Source organism: Sphingobacterium sp. UDSM-2020 (assembly GCF_016132525.1).
In the GTDB taxonomy this organism is placed as follows: domain Bacteria; phylum Bacteroidota; class Bacteroidia; order Sphingobacteriales; family Sphingobacteriaceae; genus Sphingobacterium; species Sphingobacterium anhuiense.
Genome location: NZ_CP066166.1, coordinates 5,106,151 through 5,124,477, shown reverse-complemented (window position 1 = coordinate 5,124,477; position 18,327 = coordinate 5,106,151). Strand labels below are relative to the sequence as shown.

Sequence of the window (18,327 nt, the reverse complement as noted above, 5' to 3'; positions counted from 1 at the left end):
TACTCAACTCAACTGCACGTTCTTTAAAGGTGCGATCATATTTTTTACGGATTTTAGTCATCGTTTCAAAATTAAGATATTTATTGTTCTTAACTTACACTGCCGACTAAGTTAGCAACTCCAAGGTATAAAGTCCTCAATAGTTTTCATAAAATAATCGTAAAACATATCTTTATTGCCACAATATAGCTCCATTTTTCCTTCAAGATCACCACTGGCTGTCACAATGTCTTGGAAAATCAGCACAGAATCTCCAGTTGGAATAATACTTTTATTGTAATTATTCTTTTTTTAACAAATATTGATCTCCTTCAAATGTTAAACGATATTTTTTATTTTTTGTGTCGTAACCATTTAATAGTTTCGATGCTTGCGAATTATGATATAATATAACGTAAGTTAACGATTTGTTATAAAAGATAGTATTAATTGAATCATATGAACTGTATGCGTTAAATATATTATCGATCTCTTTTTTTAGTTTAACGTCTTTAATAAAGCTTATTTTGTCTTGACCATAAGAAAAGTATGAAAAGGTTAGTAATAGTATAGTGAAAAAATGCTTTCTTATTTTCATATTTTAAATTTTCTCGATAAGTATTCAAAGCTTTTAAATCATTTACTTTTTACGTATATTATTGTAGTCTAAATCTTAGAAAAATAAATTTCCGTATGACTCATCATCTTTATAATTTTTTATTTTTAAGTCTCTTCCTTCTCCGGTTGCTGAAAGTATAAAAGTTTTATCGGCGTTTATTTTTAAGTAAACGTCTATTAAGCTAACTAATGGTCTTCCGCCTGCTAAAAAAGGTTGAAATAATGACTCTCTAGGAAACATATGTGCTTTCTTAGTAAAAGGTTTATAGTTAGAGAAAAAGTAGTCTAATAATTTTTTTTCCCCATGTAATATGGCTGTTTCTCCTAAATGACCACCTTTATATACTATTGCTTGGAAAATTACAATAGAGTCACCCCCGAATTTAAGTGAGTCTGTATAATTGTTATTTAATAATTCAATAAACTCATTCTTTCTTTTGGGTTTGAGTACTGCAAAAAATGTATCGTTTCCTACGAACTTTCTCTTGTATAATGCATCATGTGTAATAACTATTCTAAAGTTCTTTTCTTTACCTATGTTTGAGATCTTTTTAATTAAGTTTTTATTGGAGATAATTTGGTATAATAAATTCAACTCTTTTTTTAGAAAAAACATATCACCATCAAAATTTAAGTTATAAAAAGTGCCATGCTTAATTATAAAAGGTTTTGGTTTATCAGTTTGATATTTTGTTATAGAGTCTGACTGTTTATATATTTCTAGTCTAAGTGGTATACTATTTTCAAATTCTATCATGATAGAATCTATCTCTTCGTTATTTTTAAAAAGAGTTTTAATATTTTCATTGATACCCTCCTTTTTAAATTTAATTTGATTCTGCCCAAAAACATTTGTTGAGAGGATTGTTAATAAAAGTAAAACTATTAGAGTTGAACGATCTGTCATTTTTTTCATAGCTTTTAATAAATTATATTTTGTAATATTTCTTTTTAGTATTTCTAAAATCGTTATTTCTATCATCCGCAAAAGTGATGTGGATATGGGTGCTATAATTTTTACATGTACAACAGCAACATAGTTATAGGTGCCATTTAATATTCTTTCATATTCTGTTAAATAGCCATCATACGCTGTATCGCCTAAAATATTTAAAATCTTTTTGTTGAAATAGCATCTTTTTAATAAAATATTGGATCATTAGGATCCTCCTGATAATCTTTAATTTTTAAACGTCTGTAACTTCCTTCTGCCGAAAATGTGAAAGTTTTATCTGGATTGAGGCGAAGATATATATCAATCAAACTTGTCCTTTGCGTATTACTAACTCTAGGTTTAAAAAGCCATTTTACATTTCTGTTTGGAAAATTTTTGCGAATCTTTTCTTGAACAGGTTGACTGGCCTCAAAATAGTGATATGTTTTCATCAAATACTGATACAGAGGCTCTGATTTCCCATAAATTATTTCACTGTTTTGAATACCTCCAATTCTATTGATCACAGCCTGAATAATTAATACCGAATCTGTAATGACATCAGTACAATCTTTATAATTTGTATTTAGAAGGGTTATGAAATCTTGTTTATTTTCAGGGTTTAAAATAGCGCTAGCTCCTGGTCCAGACTGGAAAATATCTTGAACAACTGATTTTTTCGATGTAATCACTAAATTAAAATTTTTTTTCTCATTGGATTTTTGAATCTCTGATCCTAATTGATCTTGAAAAATAAATCGGTATAAAAGATTGTATTGGAGTTCTAAGCATAATTTATCCCCTTCAAAATCTAAACTATAAATAGTTGATTTTCTTTTAAGATCTGGATTTGAAGATTTTCCCTCTAAAGGTTCATATAAAAATAAAAACGTTGGAGTATTATTTATGTATTCAATATATATTGAATCAATATTTTGATAGGTATCATATATTTCAGAGATCTTTTTATTATTTTTAAATACAGATTGCGCATGGCTGTTTAGAATTGAAGTTCCAAAAATTATAAAAAATAAAAAAAGTGTTTTTATAAAGTCTTTCATGATAGAATGAAGTTTTAAAATTTATAGTATTTTTTTTGTGTTTGATACCCATATGTCGTTCTATTCCCCCCAGAATTAAGGAAATCTTCCATACTGTTAAAATGTTCCATTCCAGCATCGTCAGTTTTACTCCATATTTGGACGTGTTTGTTGTTTTTAACCACTTGATGTTGAGTACAATTTTGCCTTTCTACTAATAAAAATTCTGAAAAAAAGTATCTTTATTTACTGTAAAAGGAGTAACAGTTACATTTTCATCTGTGAAATCTTTTTCTGGAAATGATTTTGGTTTTTTAAATTTTCTATTCTTAGTTGATTCAACTACAAATCGAAGTAATTTTTTAGTGGTAGGGTGTATTCCTGTTTTCATTTTATCAATTTCATTCCATGTGAAACCAATTTTATCATTATCTACAAATACAATGTCGTCAAGAACACTTATAGTCTTTGAAGATTCATTTTTACTTAAAGCAGAAATTTCACCAATTTTAATTTGAATGAGCGAATCACTTTTATCAAATGTTAAAATTAGCCATCCTTTTGCATATATATTTGGATTCTGTTTATCTTTGTAAGATCCTGATATTGAATCGGTACTCTTATATAGAAAGGGGGAGTTATCCCGTAATTCATTAGGTGAGGTAGTTTGATCTCTGTTAGAAGGTACTTTCGAATAATAAACTTCTGTTATTAAATCTACTAACTTACTATGCCTGTAATAATTGGTTGTGTGCTCAAAAGAAGTTTGTGCAACTAGTATATTACTAGATAGAATAAATATTACAAATAATTTAATTGTTTTTTTCATGCTATTTTAATAGGTCGTCTATAATTATATCGTTATTAGACATTATATGGGTAGTATTAAAATTATTATATGTTGTCCCTGCATTAACACCAGTTTTAAATCCATCTATAAGATTATTAAAAGCCTGTACAGTATTCATTGTTCCTTCCGCATAGGATGATATAGCTAAATGATCTTGAAAAATAAATTGGTATAAAAGATTGTATTTTTGTTCTAGCCACAATTGATCTCCTTCAAAAAATAATTGGTAAATAGTTTCTTTTCTTCTATATTGATCTAAACTTTTTCCCTCTAAAGGTTCATATATGAATAAAGTAAAAGGGGTATTATCTTGATATTGGATGTAGATACTATCAATATTTCGATAGATATCAAAGATTTCGTCTATCTTTTTATTTTGTGTATTATTTTTAAATACAGATTGCGCATGGCTATTTAGAATTGAAATTCCAAAAATTATAAAAAATAAAAAAAGTGTTTTTATAAAGTCTTTCATGATAGAATGAAGTTTTAAAATTTATGATATTTTTTTTGCGTTTGATCCCCATACTTAGTTCATACTATCACTTTCATTTGTTAAGGTGAATATTGGATAATCGTTCTGTTGTCCTATGTATAACAGATTACCATACCAAGAATTTTCTTTAAATATATAAGAACCATCCTGTATAGCCTTATTAAAATCCAATTCAAGACTAGATACCGTGTTCGTTCCCTGTTTAGCTATATCAATCAATTGACCTTTTGTTATCAGATAGTTCCTTCCCGTTGTTGATACAGTAGGACTAAAAGTCATTCTGATAAAAGCAACACCACCATTATCCCAATTCTTAGAAGCCCTAGCAAAATAAAGCTCATAGTTTATATACATGTCTTAATTATCAAAGGATAATGTTTTAACAAGACATCCATTATATATCTATTTTGCACCTGCCGGTTGTCCACCCATTATGTAGCAAAGAAAACGCTCATCCAAAAGATTAGAGCCACAGCACGCATATTAAACTTTGTCCTCTAAATTTTCCATTTCTTTAAATTGGTTATAACCTTCCCCTTAAAGATATAAATAATATAAGGCTTTCTTTTCTTGCTTCAAGCAAATCTTTTCAGGAATGCAATGGATATTATAGTATTCAGCTTAGGTACCTATTCGTACGCTGTTCGGGAAGGCTTCGGAAAATTTCTACTGAGCCTCTACTGTTTTTATACTGTTTGTCTACCTTGCCTCTACAGAAACAGTATAGGCGTTCCGAATAAGGGGCGAAGCAGTCTCGAATAGAGGCTGAATAATTACCGAGAGAGAACGTTTAATGAGCTTCTAACTTTTTTTAGTTGTTAAATCGTTATGGAGCAAGCCAAGTACAAATTTAGATACGTCAAAACATTAATAGTAGTTTATCTGATTTCAAATGTATTACTATATTTAGTTAGGTTTGTTTTGAAATAATTAGTGTTGTTTTAGAGTAGGTCACAGGAGGAACGAGAAATAGTTAACCGTTGCGCCACATTTCGCCTAGCTATAAATTTACAAATGTCTTATTTTCTTGCAAATACTTGTACGAAGTATTCATTTAAAAGCTCTTTCTTTTCCGAATATTGTTCGATCGTAAGATTTACTAGTATAGAATGGATTCTCAGTAGAAGATTTATGGTTTTGTACTGATAACATTCAAGTTGCATTCTATCTTCTGCTCGATTTCTAATTGTAATTTCGTTTGATATTTGGTCAAGTTAGATAATGAGATTAGTCCCCCGCTTGCAATTATGGCTCCTCCAACAAATGGGAAACCTGCTCCAACTAAATCGAGCATATTTGCTGAAAATAGAAAAGGTAGACAAAATATCATTCCAAAAGTTCCCAGGATTACTGCTAAATATGAACTTATTTTTAGTATAGTTTTCATATCAAATTCTTTTTGTGATTCAGATTTGGAATAATTCATTACATATTCTCTTAAAGTTAAAGTTTGGCAATGTGCATAATCTTCAATAGTCCAGGTTTTTATCGGTTTCGATTTTGATCCGTTTTTAAAATCAAAGTAAAATGTTTTCCATAAGTCTGGTAACAGCATAAAACCAAAAATAAAAATCATAATACTTGGAACTGAATAATTTCCGTTTCCAAGCATAAAAGCCTGCATTCTAATTTCGTCCACTGGAGTCATTTTGAAATCTAACAATACGTGTTTCAAATCGTGACTTTCATAGTTTGGAACTAATCTTAATTTGTTTTCTTCTAAACATTTAGCAATGTCTTGACCTAAAGTACCTTCAGGTAGATTTAGTAATTCCCTTTTCTTTTGCTCATATACCTGGGTATCGTGAAATTGTTCTATTGTCCAAACTGAAAGATTAAATGATTTTTTAATAATTCCTCTTGCTATAATCTGTAAAATATTCATTTATTCAGCATTAAGATTTTAATAAAACGTCTGATTTTTTGCATACCGATAACACTTGTATTTATGAATCGAATTTACAAAAAAGTTTAGCCAATCCGCCGCAGTATTTCCTAAACTCAACTTTTGGTTTACATTTAATCACAATTCCTTTCCAATCAAAAAAGTTTAGAAAGATTCACCTACCTATTTCCACCATTCACCGAGTTTTTAGTTGGTTTAGTCTAATTGCCATAGCGTAGGAACGATTTACACCCTACTTTTGAATCAATAACTAAGAACAAACAACTAACAATATAACATAAAGATATTATGAACACTTTAGCAAAACCATTCGCAGCAGCAGCCTTGATCGCAGTATCAACATTCACTATGGCAGCAGGCAAACCAGAGGTAGCAAACCCTAAAAAAGCAGTAGTCAACTTATCCACAGCAGATCTAGCAATTGATCATTATGTAGCAGTTATGACCGAAGGACAGTCGGCAGGAGTAGAGCAATTGTTTACATCAGATTTTAAACAGAAAGTTCATGCATCAGAAGATAAGACCAATAGCCGTTCAGAAGTAATCTCATTCCTGAAAAAACAAAAAGGCGAGCAATTGAACTGTAAAACCAGTACTACCATTGTTGAACAATCAGGTGACTATATGGTAGCAAAAGTAACCCAGCAATTTGAAGGTTTTACTAAGACCGATTTAATCACCTTGGTCAATGATGGAGGCAACTGGAAAGTATCCCAATCCATCAACACGTATAAGTAAGTTAAATTCATATGTTTAGTCAAAGCCACGTCGTGAGATGTGGCTTTGTTTGTTTTTATCTAAAAAAAATATAAAGCTCGTTAAATGTTGATTAATTTTAAATATTTAGAGAAATAAAAATGGAAGTTAAATTTAAAATTGAAACATTAGGGTATATTGTTGCTGAGTTTTTATCAGATACAAAGCGATTAAAAATAGGTCATAGTTCAAATTATGGAGATAAATTTCAGGAGTTACTTAACAAGTTTTTTTTCATATATGAAATAGTAAAAGAAAATGATAGTATCTATTTTCCGTATTCTACCGATGTACTTTGGCAGGACGATTTTGTGAATTATAAATGGAATATAAGCATGCATTCACTTGATTCCTGCATCAATATCAAAATTTATGAATTATCACCTTCTAATTCGGAGTATAAAGAGGAGCTACTCAATATAAACATTAAAACAGAGGAATTATTTGATTGTATTTATTTGTCATTAGAGGAAGCTCTGACTGATTTTGGATTGGTTGGATATAAGAAAAAATGGGAAGCAGGTAATTTCCCCATATATGAATATATAATTTTAAAGGCGGCTAGAAAAGAGGTCGATTTGTTAAATGTTAGATGCAAAGAAGAAGGAGAATGGAGGCAAAAGGTAGATCTTAGTGATGAATTAGGAATTCTCAATATGAGGTGACATCCTCCCCAAAAAATTACATTTTAAAAGTATATCATTCTGAGATGAATTACTAATTTTAAATGTTATGATAAGACTTTTGAAAGAAACGAATCTCTCCGATAAAAAGAGCTTTAGTTTTTGAAAATTAGAATAACAGCAATTATTGTTTATAGACATGAGAATGATAAATATGAAAATAGCATCTCTTTTAATAGCCTGCATTATATTTAATATTATTTACCTACAGAGCTGTATAAATAATAGCGAATCTAACACCGGAGAAAGATCACCTTTAGTATTCTCAAATTTTGATTCACTAGAGCATTATTCGATTGCAATTGATCTTTATAAGATAAGCGAATTGGAGGATAAGCAAAATAAAATCGAGAAAGATAACCTTTTGCTGTCTGTACTGCAAGACAGTCAGGTTGATATTTCTTTGCTACCTAGATTGAAAGAAATAGGATATTCAAATAGCTCAATCAATAAGTCTCTTTATAGACCTATAGATTCTTTATTTTTTTCAAAAGTTCGAAAGCATTATCTCGATACCTCATGCATACAAGAGTTTCGTGATATCCTAGTTTTTTATAAAGACAAAAAGTGTATTGGAATCGCTAAAATCTGTTTTGAATGTAGAGCCATGGTTTCGTGGAGTCAAAATCTGAAATTTAAAGGTTTTGGTGATTGGTCAGATTATGATGTGTTGAACCCCATATTACAAAAAATCTAGCTATTGATGATAGTTTAGTTTTATATTAGATTACCATAATAACATAATATAACAATATGGGAGCATTTGCGAAATTTGGTGGATGTATCGCGGTGAAATGGGTAATTTTTTATATCTATCTTTTTTTAGAAGGTAATTCCAAATGGGATTTTGGAAGGGTTAACGTTGAAGGGCTTTTCTTGGCGGTATTTATGTTGCTTTCTCTTCCAATACTTGAAGTAGTGTTATTATTTCTTCCTGTAAGATTGTCTTTTCGACAAAGTAAGCGGAATAGACTACTGATCTTATTTTGTGTTTTTAGCCTAGAGTTTGCTTTAGGATGGTATGCAACCAACCAAGACTTGGCAACTTGGATGCTCGTTAAAATAGGCTTGAGTATATTGTTATTTCTACTATTTTACAGGAAGCAATTCATCAGCTAAGAAAACCGAAAATTTCAAATTAAGCAGGTTTGGCGTATTTTGTCTAACCATAAATATACAAAAGTCTTATTTTCTTGCAAATACCTGTACGAAGTATTCATTTAAAAGCCCTTTCTTTTTCCGAATATTGCTCGATAGTAAGATTTACTAGTATAGAACGGATTCTCAGTAGAAGATTTATGGTTTTGGACTGATAACATTCACGTTGCATTCTATCTTATGCTCGATTTCTGTTGTAATTTCGTTTGATATTTGGTCAAGTTTGATAATGAGATTAGTCCCCCGCTTGCAATTATGGCTCCTCCAACAAATGGGAAACCTGCTCCAACTAAATCGAACATATTTGCTGAAAATAGAAAAGGTAGACAAAATATCATTCCAAAAGTTCCCAGGATTACTGCTAAATATGAACTTATTTTTAGTATAGTTTTCATATCAAATTCTTTTTGTGATTCAGATTTGGAATAATTCATTACATATTCTCTTAAAGTTAAAGTTTGGCAATGTGCATAATCTTCAATAGTCCAGGTTTTTATTGGTTTCGATTTTGATCCGTTTTTAAAATCAAAGTAAAATGTTTTCCATAAGTCTGGTAACAGCATAAAACCAAAAATAAAAATCATAATACTTGGAACTGAATAATTTCCGTTTCCAAGCATAAAAGCCTGCATTCTAATTTCGTCCACTGGAGTCATTTTGAAATCTAACAATACGTGTTTCAAATCGTGACTTTCATAGTTTGGAACTAATCTTAATTTGTTTTCTTCTAAACATTTAGCAATGTCTTGACCTAAAGTACCTTCAGGTAGATTTAGTAATTCCCTTTTCTTTTGCTCATATACCTGGGTATCGTGAAATTGTTCTATTGTCCAAACTGAAAGATTAAATGATTTTTTAATAATTCCTCTTGCTATAATCTGTAAAATATTCATTTATTCAGCATTAAGATTTTAATAAAACGTCTGATTTTTTGCATACCGATAACACTTGTATTTATGAATCGAATTTACAAAAAAGTTTAGCCAATCCGCCGCAGTATTTCCTAAACTCAACTTTTGGTTTACATTTAATCACAATTCCTTTCCAATCAAAAAAGTTTAGAAAGATTCACCTACCTATTTCCACCATTCACCGAGTTTTTAGTTGGTTTAGTCTAATTGTCATAGCGTAGGAACGATTTACACCCTACTTTTGAATCAATAACTAAGAACAAAAAACTAACAATATAACATAAAGATATTATGAACACTTTAGCAAAAACATTCGCAGCAGCAGCCTTGATCGCAGTATCAACATTCACTATGGCAGTAGCTAAACCAACAGGAGATAACTCTAAAAAAGCGGTGGTCAATCTATCCACAGCAGATCTAGCCATTGATCATTACATTGCGGTTATGACCGAAGGACAGTCGGCAGGAGTAGAGCAATTGTTTACATCAGATTTTAATCAAAAAGTACAGGCAGCAGAAGCTAAGATCAACAGCCGTTCAGAAGTAATTTCATTCTTGAAAAAGCAAAAAGGAGAGCAGTTGAACTGTAAAACAAGTACTACCATTGTTGAGCAATCCAGAGACTATATGGTAGCAAAAGTAACCCAGCAATTTGAAGGGTTTACCAAGACCGATTTAGTTACCTTGGTCAATGACGGAGGCAACTGGAAAGTATCGCAATCCATCAATACGTATAAGTAAGTTAAATTCATATGTTTAGTCAGAGCCGCATCGTAAGATGTGGCTTTTCTTTTTACTGTATCTCTAAAGGTTGATCCAATTTGTGCTACCCGACAACAAACGACAACAAACGATTACAAACGTTTAATAATCGGCTAATATTTTTAGTTTTTATCATATTTGATTTATGTAATTGATTATTTAAGTAAATCCTAAAATTATGTTAGCACATGCAGAACCCGTATTTATTGATCCAACCACCGATGAAGGATTCAAGCGGTTATTTGGAGACAAAGTCAACCTGATCAACTTTCTCAACATCATCTTTCGAGGTCGAAAGACCATTACAGATCTTACTTATCGGGATACAGAGCGTATCGGAGCAACTGAAGAGATCGGTAAAGTTATTTTTGATCTCGTAGTGCAGATCAGTACAGGAGAAGAGATCATCATCGAGATGCAGACGAGTACACAGATCAACCTGAAGCAACGTATGCTGTATTATGCCAGCAAGGTCATTTCAGACACAGCACCCAAAGGAAACCGTAAAGCCTGGGGGTATGCCATTCCCGAGGTTTATACCATTGTACTGATGGATGGTTTTCATATGCCGGGAGGTGATCATAAAACCTATTTTCACGATACCTGCCTGTGTAATAGAGATTCAGGAAAAATTTTCTACGAGGGTTTGGGGTTTATCTATTTAGAAATTATTAACTTTGTTAAAAGCGAAGCTGAGGTTGAAGACGAACTGGACAAAGTATTCTTTATGCTCAAGAATATGTCTACGTTAAAGACCCTGCCAAGGATTATGAAATCGGTAGTATTTCAACGCTTCTTTCAGTTGGCCAGCTACGCAAAATTGACAAAGGAGGAACGGACTATGTATGATATTAGTTTAAAACGTAAGTGGGATGCTGAAGCTGTGCGGATGTACCAACAGGAACAACAAGAACAACTTGAAGGGAAACTGCAGGGACTAGAAAAGCAATTGAAAGAAGCTAAAAAAGCAGAAAAAGAAGCTAAAAGAGTTTCAATAACAGCTAAAGCTGAAGGTGTTGCTGAAGGCGAGCACAAAAAAGCTATGGAGACAGCTTTGAGGTTTAAAGAGATGGGTTTACCTGTAGAGCAAATTGCTAAGGGTACCGGACTTTCCATTGAAGAGATCGAAAAACTGAAGTAGAACAGTGTTCTAAAATATATAGAACCGTTTGGGATGACTAAGCGGTTTTTTTTGTGCAATTCCAAATCATTCATTCTTCTATGAATGAAAGGTAGCTTTCTGCTTTTTGATATTCTAATAATATCTGCTTTTTAGGACAAACCTTTCTTTTAGTCATAAAAAGAAGAGAAGGTGTCCAAAATTTTTTTAGATAATTTATAAGAAACTTGGTAAACAAAAGATATTGGAAGTTTCTTCTTTAAATTTCACCCAGTAATAATATATTTTTTAGGAGTATGTAAAGAAAGAAATCGCTATTTTTAATAAAGGATAGTGAAGCCTTCCCTGTTTTTGAAGACTTACCATTTTTCAAACAGTGAATAAATATAAAAATATGCTTTAATGGTAAGTCTTGAGTAAGTCCACCTAATTTGGTTTACAAAAGCTGTATAAAATATTATGTCACCAGTTTTTCTATTTTATAGTGCTTAATTTGAAAGATACTAATTATATTAACATAACTTCTTTAAATAGTGAAAAAAATTACTTTAATATTTTTAATGATATTGACATCAACGATCCTTGTTAAAGCACAACGACTCATTTATTCTTCTAATTATCCAACCCAAAAGGTTCGGGTAGTATTGGAACAATCGCAAGGAGGGACAATTGTTGAAAGTATAAAAAATCTGGAGTATCTTCCATTACAAGCCGGAAAGGAAGATTTGATTGATTACATAGTAGACTTTAAGATTGTTGAAGATAGAATTGCCATAGTTGGGTCTCCTAGTAGTGGAGGATTACTTTATATCTATGATAATAATGGGAAATTGATAAAGAAAGTAAGTAAAATCCAAGATGTATTGAAAACCAGAGATAACGGTTTGTTTTATAAGATTGACAAAGATGGAGGTAATTTAAAATTAACTGGTATGAATACCGTGTCTCAGTATTTATTTACAAAGAATGGTGATTATGTTGACACTATAAAGAATAATTTTCAAGGAGGAATTCCTCCAAAAGAATTAAATTTAAATGCTAATAGCAAGTTTTCCTATACTAGCATCTTTTACTGGAATGGACGAAAGGACAATAATGTTCTCTCATTAAATGATTCTATTTTAATTAAATTCAATCCATTAGATACGAATATGACATATTATACGATGTCAGATGGATTTACAAAAGTAAATGAAGACCTTGCCTACCTGAGTATTGCACAGAAAAATCAAATTTACGAGCTTGATAGCAAAGGTGTAAAGAATATTTATGATTTTGTTTTTCCAATGAATAATACTTTAGCAGAAGAAGACAAATTGAAATTTAAAAATGTGAATGATTTGATTAATTATTTGACAGACCAGTCTTCAAAGATTATAGAGATAGGGAGGGTAGTTCGATTTAAAAACTATTTAATTTTTAGCATAATTCTAGGTACGGGACCTAACTGGTTAGCTTTAGATTTGGAGAATAAAAGCATATACAATTTAAGTAATATTATTGCTGATAAGTCTAATGATTATCTCGATTTTCTGGGTCCTAGTTATTTGACTACTGATGGTGAATATTTATACTCAATTATCTACCCTCAAGATATTCGTTCGGCAATAAACAAATCAGCGACAGAAAAACATACTATTCGAAAGACCTATTTGGACTTACAAAAGTCTAATAATCCAGTTATTGTTAAATTTCAATTAAATTTATAATGATTAAATGGATAATTTGTTTTGTATTTATATTTATTAGTATTCATAATGTCATCTCACAAACTAAAATACAAGGTATATTAATTGATTCGACGAATCATAACATATTAAAAGCTGTTTCTGTATCTCTTTTTGAAGAGGGAAAAACTTTCGTTGAAAAAGTTGCAATTACCGATAAATTTGGAAAGTTTGTTATAGAGTCTGCACCTGCTGAGAAGCCATTAAGGTTGGAGTTTTCCTTTGTCGGTTATGAAGTAACTGGTAAGTTATTACTGTTGAAGAAAGACGAGTTCAAGGATCTTGGCTATATCAATATGTCTTTCTTAGAAAATAAGTTAGATGAGGTGCAAATAATAGCTCCTGTGCGTATGAAAGGAGATACACTTGAGTTCAATGCAGGTTCATTTAAGTTGGATTCGAATGCAGTGGTGCAGGATCTTCTTCGAAAATTACCTGGGTTAGTCGTCTGGGGTGATGGCACGGTAACATATAACGGTAAAGAAATACCTCAAGTTTTGGTAAACGGAAAACCATTCTTTGGCGCAGATATGGGAATTGCTCTGCAGAATATAACTAAAACCGCAGTTAAAACTGTTCAGGTGTATGATAGTCGATCTAGAGAATTAAAGAAGGAAAATCCCGATAATCAAAGGTATGAAATGAATCTTGTATTAAATGATGGGCAAGACCAGCTGTATTTCGGAAATGTAAGTGCGGGAGTAGGAACAGAGAATCGATATCATGCGCAACTGAACTTTAATCGGATGACCCCGAAATCACAATCTACCTTAGCATTTTCAAGCAATAATGTTAATAAGGATCTGAGAGATATTGATCAATTGCTTAAAAATTCAACCTTTAAAGGTGTTGGTGTTAATTCAGATTTTAATTCCGACTTTATGCGAGAAGGAATACTTAAACAGAATGTATTAGGAGGGCGGTTCCAATATGATTTTGCAGGCACTAATCAAGTCAATTTAAAGAACTTTATTACCACTGATGTACTCGTTAAAAATAATGTAACTAATATTAAGAATGAGTCAAATACAGTATTACTAAACAGTGATGATACGGAAAAAAATAGTAGAAATACTAGCTCTGAAAACAACACTAATCTAAATGATTATCGTGCAAATGTGTTGTATAATAGTACAGTAGGTACAATTTGGGATAGGCCAATCAACTTGCAAAGCAATTTAAGTTTTCATAAATCAAAAGAAGATAATAACGTGCATTCCTTTTCCAAATATAATTATTCAAATAATCAACTTGAAAATGATATCAAGAATACAAGTTTGCTCAATGCGGATGATATAAATTTTAGTGCATTGATTATTCTTTTGAATAAGAATAATCGAAATGCACTAGGAGACATTAATGAGAAAGAAACTTTTTGGGAACGGGTGTACTATCAGTTGGATATTAAAGGAAATATAGGTCAAAATGATGCTAATGCTCGGAAAGAAAATAATTACATCAATTTTTTAGATAATGCTCAAAGTAAGATTATTAACAGGACATATGCCGAAAATACAAAGCGAAAAGATGCTTTAGTAGATTTATCTGCCAAAGATAACCGTAGTGGATTTGAACTCGGAGTAAATTTATATACATATGGTCAGGGTAACAATAATAACATCTATGACGAAGTTTCTGGTGTTGCTGTTTTAAATTCAGATTTGACACATATATCCAACAATAATCGCATTCAGTTTGAACCAAGAGTTAGTTTTCAGAAGTATTTATGGAATAAGCGACTTTACGGTCGTAACAATTCTTATTTTCTATTAAAGTCGAAAGTTGGGTTGCGTAGCTATCAGGAGAAAACTACGTCCACCTTAGATTATCGAAATTTGACTCTGAATTATCATACTTTCATGCCAGACTTGAAATTAAATTATAGTTATACCAAAACAAGTTTTTATATTAAAACGTTAAATTTTCAGTATAATTACAATGAAGATTATCCGCTAGTAAATAGCCTTCGTCCCATTTATGACGATATCAATCCTGCATACCGATTTTTTGGATCTACTCATCTTCTAAAAAAAACAGGGATACATCTATTCAATCTAAATGGAAGCTTTGAGCAATTAAAGCAATATGGTTTTAATGTATATGGAGGAATTACTTATCGTAATTATCGAAATGCACAGATCGACAGTATTGTTTATACTAAAGATCAACTAAAGGCTTATATCGGACAGATAGATAAGAGTGTTGATGCGTTTTCAGGAGATTTCAAAGTTGTTAAACCGTTTTTAATAAAGAAAAATCAGACCTTTAATGTAAAGTTGGATGGCAATATTACCTGGGCAGATCGTTATCAATATACTGATCAACAGTTGCAAAATATGAAGTCGAATAGTCAGGAATTGAATCTTAACCTTTACTATACGTTCAATAATGCATTTCAGATTGGTTGGGTAAATGGGGGTAATAGGTATCAGCGTAAAGATAAATTGAATACTAATTCCAATAATAGTTACAGCTCCTTGACTTGGAGATCAACCTATAACGTGGCTTATGTTTTAGCTACTCGCTGGTCTTTTAATAGTAATGTAACTAGCTTGGTCAATAAATCTGGTAGCTTTAGTAATGATGCTTGGATTTGGAATTTTGATATAGGATACCGTATGTTGAAGGGTAATAACCTTGAAGTTAAATTATCAGCTAATGATCTGCTTAAACAAAATAAGGGTATTTACTTTATCAATGGTTTGACTGAGTTCACCACAGGTACTCGTAATATCTTAACCAATTATTATCTGCTGACGCTGTCTTACTTTCCGCGCAAGTTTGGGAAGGGAACTAGATTATAATAGGGGAGATCGAATAATACTACGGATTAATTAGATGTATAAAAATTTTGAAGCTGCACTTCCAGTGATTCGTTCGTCTTGGAAGTGCGCTCCAAAAACCTAATCCATACAGTATCCATTTTTCTAAAGGTTTTGAACAACTCTATAGGTGGCAAATTCTACAATATGGATTATACGCACGTTTTATTGGGCTCCGCAGTTGCGAATAGAAGATCAATCATACATGCAATTGCCTTATTTATTCGCTCACGACCAGCTTGTTCCATGATGTTAATTTCACAAAATGTTCCCCCTGTCGCATTTGCATATAAGGTTAAGTAATAAATTCCTCCACATAGAATTGCATAACATGCTCTCAGATCAATTTCGCTATTCTCAAATTTAGGATCCGTAATTTGAAATAAGTTGCTTCTTAACATTTCGCGTTCTAATGATAATTGTTCAGTCGCAAATGATTTCTCAGATATTTCCCAGAGAATGATTTTTTGCGTTTCTTTTAAAATATCTAAATGGTTAAATAAATTCACTAAGAAATCTTTTGCTATTGTTTGACCATGATCTTGTGTATCACTTTTTATATCTTCAGATATTACATTGTTTAGATTGATCCAAAAATCTTTTCTTCTAAAGTATGCATTAATTAATTCGTCTAAACTTCCAAAATATCTATATATAAGTTGTTTATCAACTTTAGCTAGTTTTGCTACCTTATTCACGCCTAAACTAGTGTAGCCTTCTTTGATAATTAATTCACCAACCGCTTCAATTAATTTGTCTTTGGTTCTTTCTTTGTTTCGAATCTCTCCGTCAGTTATTTTTCTCATAAATTAACCAATAGTTTTAGGTAATTTGTATAATACTATATCTAAATCATCAATGGAATGACTTGCAGACAAACTAGTTCTAATTCTTGAGTCTTTTTTAGATACAGCAGGGTAGCATATTGGATTTGTGTAAAGACCTCTTTTGAATAAATCAGTAGTTGCACGTAATGTTCCAATTACAGGTGATACGCTTGCACCAGTTCCATATTTCATTAGACCAGTAATAGCTGCCTCTTTAATAAGGGGGTGTTGGCTAAAGCCTAAATAATCATTTGAAACTAATAAATTCTTGGCCATATTTACTTTCTAAAATCATCTTAGAAGAACATCCACTTTTTGAAATGATTCTATAGCTTTGATGATCATCATACTTTTTGTAACTCAAGTATTTTTCAAAAATTTTTGAACTTTCATCAATATTGAGTTTGGAAATATTTTCAAAATCTTTGAATGTTGCATTTTCAAATTCTATCATTTTTGTTTAAATTAGATTTAGTAGTGTGAAAAATAATTTGTTTATAATGTTGTGGATATTGAGTAAATCTTAGGTTAAAAGTGTAAATTTAGTATAAATTTTTTTATCTTAATAAAATTTTAATAAAAAAACACCAATGTGTAGTTTATAAATTAGAATGATTCTTAATCAATCTTGACTCACTTTATAATTTTATAAAATAATTATAAATGTTTTATTTTTAATGTGTTTATGTAGTTGCTATTTTTTGTCGATTAATAGATAGTTGTTTAAAGTTTTGATAAAACAGATTGATCATCCTTTTTATGCGTATAGTAGTACATACTGCGACTCATGCTAACAATCTTACAGGCTCTATGAATACTGATTCCCTGCTCATCTATTGCACCATCGACCAGCTCTTTACGTTCATAGAGCCTTAAAGCTTTTTATTCATTTATAATGATTTTTCAAAGGAATTCATGAGTCACTACGTTTTGTTTTCTATTATATCTTTTAAAATACGATGATCTAGGCTTAAGTCTGCAAACATTCGTTTTAAACGGGAGTTTTCTTCTTGAAGAGCCTTTAGCTCTTTAAGATGCTGAGCATCCATACCTCCGTATTTTTGCTTCCATTGTTAGAAAGTAGGAGCTGAAATTCCATGCTCTCTACAAATATCCTTGGTAGATTTTCCTGATTCATATTCCTTGAGAATATTGATGATTTGATGTTCTGAAAACTTGCTCTTCTTCATAGTATAAAACTAATTTAACATTTTTAATTTGTCTGAAAAACAGGTAAGTCTACCTTACAGAAAAATCTGCCAGCCATTAAGTGCACTGAGGATTTCTTTAACAAACTCCTGTTTGCTCCTGATTTCAGCAATTTCATCACCGGTTAAAATATGCCATATTTTATCTGAATACTCATGCTCAGCACCATGGTCGTCGCGATTTTGGTAATAATTAAGATTAAGCGTGGAGTAATATTCTTCAAATTTTTCAATAGTTTTATTTTCAAGATCAAAAGAAGCAAATTCTCTCAGATCTTTTAATCTACATCTGTAAATATTTTCACCATTGGTCCACAATAACATTGAAATTTTATCATTGACATAACCTAGGAATTGTACATTTTTAGACAGTGAGTAAGCGCGATCAAATGGTGAACGTATTACGATTTGATTAAATATTGTTTTGTTTATTTTTTGATTGTTGAGTTTAACAACAGATATATCTATGGTCGTTTTTTTGGTAAAGAGATTGTCTATATTCATTTTTATGAAATCGTTATAAATTAATT

Annotated in this window: 19 protein-coding genes and 1 pseudogene; 8 read left to right on the top strand and 12 right to left on the bottom strand. The window is 31.1% G+C overall.

Features of this window, described 5'->3' with window-relative positions; all coding sequences use genetic code 11:
• Positions 1 to 652 precede the first annotated feature (652 nt).
• The 6 genes from JAZ75_RS21645 to JAZ75_RS21620 form a co-directional block, all read right to left on the bottom strand.
• Positions 653 to 1,579: a hypothetical protein gene (locus tag JAZ75_RS21645; protein WP_208698455.1), complete on the bottom strand. Its 927-nt coding sequence runs from the start codon at positions 1,577 to 1,579 to the stop codon at positions 653 to 655.
• A 158-nt stretch (positions 1,580 to 1,737) separates the two neighbouring features.
• The gene (locus JAZ75_RS21640; protein ID WP_208698453.1) at positions 1,738 to 2,592 is read right to left on the bottom strand and encodes a hypothetical protein; all 855 of its coding nucleotides are present in this window, start codon (positions 2,590 to 2,592) and stop codon (positions 1,738 to 1,740) included.
• A 193-nt stretch (positions 2,593 to 2,785) separates the two neighbouring features.
• Positions 2,786 to 3,400 carry a hypothetical protein gene (locus JAZ75_RS21635; RefSeq protein ID WP_208698451.1) on the bottom strand — a complete coding sequence of 205 codons (615 nt, stop codon included), beginning with the start codon at positions 3,398 to 3,400 and terminating at the stop codon, positions 2,786 to 2,788.
• A 1-nt stretch (position 3,401) separates the two neighbouring features.
• The gene (locus JAZ75_RS21630; RefSeq protein WP_208698449.1) at positions 3,402 to 3,896 is read right to left on the bottom strand and encodes a hypothetical protein; all 495 of its coding nucleotides are present in this window, start codon (positions 3,894 to 3,896) and stop codon (positions 3,402 to 3,404) included.
• Between the two features lie 54 nt (positions 3,897 to 3,950).
• On the bottom strand, positions 3,951 to 4,271 hold the full coding sequence (locus JAZ75_RS21625; protein ID WP_208698447.1) for a hypothetical protein: 321 nt from the start codon (positions 4,269 to 4,271) through the stop codon (positions 3,951 to 3,953).
• Between the two features lie 775 nt (positions 4,272 to 5,046).
• Entirely contained in the window at positions 5,047 to 5,802 is a 756-nt protein-coding gene (locus tag JAZ75_RS21620) for a hypothetical protein (RefSeq protein ID WP_208698445.1), read from the bottom strand.
• 309 nt (positions 5,803 to 6,111) lie between these two features.
• Between JAZ75_RS21620 and JAZ75_RS21615 the strand changes: the two genes are divergently transcribed.
• From JAZ75_RS21615 to JAZ75_RS21600, 4 genes are all read left to right on the top strand, one after another.
• Positions 6,112 to 6,561 (top strand): nuclear transport factor 2 family protein, encoded by a 450-nt coding sequence (locus JAZ75_RS21615; protein WP_208698443.1) that lies wholly within the window; start codon positions 6,112 to 6,114, stop codon positions 6,559 to 6,561.
• Between the two features lie 119 nt (positions 6,562 to 6,680).
• A complete protein-coding gene (locus JAZ75_RS21610) occupies positions 6,681 to 7,244 on the top strand; it encodes a hypothetical protein (protein ID WP_208698442.1) in 564 nt (187 codons plus the stop codon).
• A gap of 172 nt (positions 7,245 to 7,416) precedes the next feature.
• Entirely contained in the window at positions 7,417 to 7,959 is a 543-nt protein-coding gene (locus tag JAZ75_RS21605; RefSeq protein ID WP_208698440.1) for a hypothetical protein, read from the top strand.
• A 56-nt stretch (positions 7,960 to 8,015) separates the two neighbouring features.
• Entirely contained in the window at positions 8,016 to 8,381 is a 366-nt protein-coding gene (locus tag JAZ75_RS21600; protein ID WP_208698437.1) for a hypothetical protein, read from the top strand.
• A gap of 212 nt (positions 8,382 to 8,593) precedes the next feature.
• Here the strand turns inward: JAZ75_RS21600 and JAZ75_RS21595 are convergent, their stop codons facing one another.
• Positions 8,594 to 9,313 carry a hypothetical protein gene (locus JAZ75_RS21595; RefSeq protein ID WP_208698435.1) on the bottom strand — a complete coding sequence of 240 codons (720 nt, stop codon included), beginning with the start codon at positions 9,311 to 9,313 and terminating at the stop codon, positions 8,594 to 8,596.
• Positions 9,314 to 9,622: 309 nt separating this feature from the next.
• Between JAZ75_RS21595 and JAZ75_RS21590 the strand changes: the two genes are divergently transcribed.
• The 4 genes from JAZ75_RS21590 to JAZ75_RS21575 all read left to right on the top strand — a co-directional run bounded on the left by JAZ75_RS21590 (position 9,623) and on the right by JAZ75_RS21575 (position 15,744).
• Positions 9,623 to 10,072: a nuclear transport factor 2 family protein gene (locus JAZ75_RS21590; protein WP_208698433.1), complete on the top strand. Its 450-nt coding sequence runs from the start codon at positions 9,623 to 9,625 to the stop codon at positions 10,070 to 10,072.
• Positions 10,073 to 10,271: 199 nt separating this feature from the next.
• On the top strand, positions 10,272 to 11,234 hold the full coding sequence (locus JAZ75_RS21585) for an Rpn family recombination-promoting nuclease/putative transposase (protein ID WP_208698431.1): 963 nt from the start codon (positions 10,272 to 10,274) through the stop codon (positions 11,232 to 11,234).
• A gap of 512 nt (positions 11,235 to 11,746) precedes the next feature.
• A complete protein-coding gene (locus tag JAZ75_RS21580) occupies positions 11,747 to 12,922 on the top strand; it encodes a 6-bladed beta-propeller (RefSeq protein ID WP_208698429.1) in 1,176 nt (391 codons plus the stop codon).
• Complete coding sequence (locus JAZ75_RS21575; protein WP_208698427.1) at positions 12,922 to 15,744, top strand: hypothetical protein; 2,823 nt, start codon at positions 12,922 to 12,924, stop codon at positions 15,742 to 15,744. The genes JAZ75_RS21580 and JAZ75_RS21575 overlap by 1 nt, the downstream gene beginning before the upstream one ends.
• Positions 15,745 to 15,914: 170 nt before the next feature.
• Here the strand turns inward: JAZ75_RS21575 and JAZ75_RS21570 are convergent, their stop codons facing one another.
• The 5 genes and pseudogenes from JAZ75_RS21570 to JAZ75_RS21545 form a co-directional block, all read right to left on the bottom strand.
• The gene (locus JAZ75_RS21570) at positions 15,915 to 16,568 is read right to left on the bottom strand and encodes a TetR/AcrR family transcriptional regulator (protein WP_208698425.1); all 654 of its coding nucleotides are present in this window, start codon (positions 16,566 to 16,568) and stop codon (positions 15,915 to 15,917) included.
• 3 nt (positions 16,569 to 16,571) lie between these two features.
• On the bottom strand, positions 16,572 to 16,865 hold the full coding sequence (locus JAZ75_RS21565; protein WP_208698423.1) for a hypothetical protein: 294 nt from the start codon (positions 16,863 to 16,865) through the stop codon (positions 16,572 to 16,574).
• Positions 16,837 to 17,043 (bottom strand): hypothetical protein, encoded by a 207-nt coding sequence (locus tag JAZ75_RS21560; protein ID WP_208698421.1) that lies wholly within the window; start codon positions 17,041 to 17,043, stop codon positions 16,837 to 16,839. Before JAZ75_RS21560 ends, JAZ75_RS21565 begins: the two co-directional genes overlap by 29 nt.
• A gap of 469 nt (positions 17,044 to 17,512) precedes the next feature.
• Positions 17,513 to 17,779, bottom strand: a pseudogene (locus tag JAZ75_RS26050) (transposase).
• Between the two features lie 54 nt (positions 17,780 to 17,833).
• Entirely contained in the window at positions 17,834 to 18,301 is a 468-nt protein-coding gene (locus JAZ75_RS21545; protein WP_208698387.1) for a hypothetical protein, read from the bottom strand.
• Between the last annotated feature and the right edge of the window lie 26 nt (positions 18,302 to 18,327).

Excerpts from the sequence above, each read along its gene's own strand:
- JAZ75_RS21645 (WP_208698455.1), bottom strand. The coding sequence starts at position 1,579 with ATGATAGAAATAACGATTTTAGAAATACTAAAAAGAAATATTACAAAA.
- JAZ75_RS21640 (WP_208698453.1), bottom strand. The coding sequence starts at position 2,592 with ATGAAAGACTTTATAAAAACACTTTTTTTATTTTTTATAATTTTTGGA.
- JAZ75_RS21635 (WP_208698451.1), bottom strand. The coding sequence starts at position 3,400 with ATGAAAAAAACAATTAAATTATTTGTAATATTTATTCTATCTAGTAAT.
- JAZ75_RS21630 (WP_208698449.1), bottom strand. The coding sequence starts at position 3,896 with ATGAAAGACTTTATAAAAACACTTTTTTTATTTTTTATAATTTTTGGA.
- JAZ75_RS21625 (WP_208698447.1), bottom strand. The coding sequence starts at position 4,271 with ATGTATATAAACTATGAGCTTTATTTTGCTAGGGCTTCTAAGAATTGG.
- JAZ75_RS21620 (WP_208698445.1), bottom strand. The coding sequence starts at position 5,802 with ATGAATATTTTACAGATTATAGCAAGAGGAATTATTAAAAAATCATTT.
- JAZ75_RS21615 (WP_208698443.1), top strand. The coding sequence starts at position 6,112 with ATGAACACTTTAGCAAAACCATTCGCAGCAGCAGCCTTGATCGCAGTA.
- JAZ75_RS21610 (WP_208698442.1), top strand. The coding sequence starts at position 6,681 with ATGGAAGTTAAATTTAAAATTGAAACATTAGGGTATATTGTTGCTGAG.
- JAZ75_RS21605 (WP_208698440.1), top strand. The coding sequence starts at position 7,417 with ATGAAAATAGCATCTCTTTTAATAGCCTGCATTATATTTAATATTATT.
- JAZ75_RS21600 (WP_208698437.1), top strand. The coding sequence starts at position 8,016 with ATGGGAGCATTTGCGAAATTTGGTGGATGTATCGCGGTGAAATGGGTA.
- JAZ75_RS21595 (WP_208698435.1), bottom strand. The coding sequence starts at position 9,313 with ATGAATATTTTACAGATTATAGCAAGAGGAATTATTAAAAAATCATTT.
- JAZ75_RS21590 (WP_208698433.1), top strand. The coding sequence starts at position 9,623 with ATGAACACTTTAGCAAAAACATTCGCAGCAGCAGCCTTGATCGCAGTA.
- JAZ75_RS21585 (WP_208698431.1), top strand. The coding sequence starts at position 10,272 with ATGTTAGCACATGCAGAACCCGTATTTATTGATCCAACCACCGATGAA.
- JAZ75_RS21575 (WP_208698427.1), top strand. The coding sequence starts at position 12,922 with ATGATTAAATGGATAATTTGTTTTGTATTTATATTTATTAGTATTCAT.
- JAZ75_RS21570 (WP_208698425.1), bottom strand. The coding sequence starts at position 16,568 with ATGAGAAAAATAACTGACGGAGAGATTCGAAACAAAGAAAGAACCAAA.
- JAZ75_RS21565 (WP_208698423.1), bottom strand. The coding sequence starts at position 16,865 with ATGGCCAAGAATTTATTAGTTTCAAATGATTATTTAGGCTTTAGCCAA.
- JAZ75_RS21560 (WP_208698421.1), bottom strand. The coding sequence starts at position 17,043 with ATGATAGAATTTGAAAATGCAACATTCAAAGATTTTGAAAATATTTCC.
- JAZ75_RS21545 (WP_208698387.1), bottom strand. The coding sequence starts at position 18,301 with ATGAATATAGACAATCTCTTTACCAAAAAAACGACCATAGATATATCT.